Source organism: Ligilactobacillus acidipiscis DSM 15836 (assembly GCF_001435755.1).
Classification (GTDB): domain Bacteria; phylum Bacillota; class Bacilli; order Lactobacillales; family Lactobacillaceae; genus Ligilactobacillus; species Ligilactobacillus acidipiscis.
The window spans coordinates 1-715 of record NZ_AZFI01000331.1; the positions used below are offsets into that span (position 1 = coordinate 1).

Annotated in this window: 1 protein-coding gene; it reads left to right on the forward strand. The window is 47.3% G+C overall.

Features of this window, described 5'->3' with window-relative positions; genetic code table 11:
• Positions 1-715: IS1380 family transposase (locus FC65_RS10970; RefSeq protein WP_156408642.1), on the forward strand; the 715-nt coding region annotated here is incomplete at both ends.

Below are 715 nucleotides of genomic sequence, written 5' to 3' on the forward strand. Positions count from 1 at the left end.
TTGGCAACGCTGTGACGAGCAGACCATCACCTCATTACAAACGTTGAATCAAGCATTGCTTGACCAAGCGTGGACTGGCACCAAGCAACAACAGCTAATTCTCGATATTGACTCGACCCATGCCGATACTCATGGTCATCAGGAAAAAACGGCCTTTAATGCGCATTACGGTACCACGGGTTACCATCCGCTGGTCGCTTTTGACGGGCAAACGGGCCACTGTTTAAAGGCTCAATTGCGCCCAGGTAATGTTTATACCAGTACGGATATTGCCCCCTTTATCACACCACTACTACAGCACTATCATCAAGTCAAACCGAACGCTGATATCTTGGTCCGCGGGGATAGTGGCTTTGCGACTCCAGAATTATACGAAACTTGTGAAGCCAACGACACTTTTTACTTGATCCGCCTGAAAGCCAATCGGCGGCTGAACCAACTGGCTGAACGTTTTGTTCAGATCAGTGATGAGCAGAATTGGACTGAGACCGAGTTCCATTATTATCGCGCGTCTTATCAAGCCCGATCATGGCCTAAGCCGCGCCAGATCTATATTAAATCAACTCGACCAGCTGGTGAATTGTTATTTCAACATGAATACCTCGTGTCCAATTTAACGAGTTTTGTCGCCGAAGATGCGTTTCACGCCTATCACCAACGGGGTCAAATGGAAAACTGTATCAAGGAAGCCAAAGCTGGCTTTTACCTGGATAAA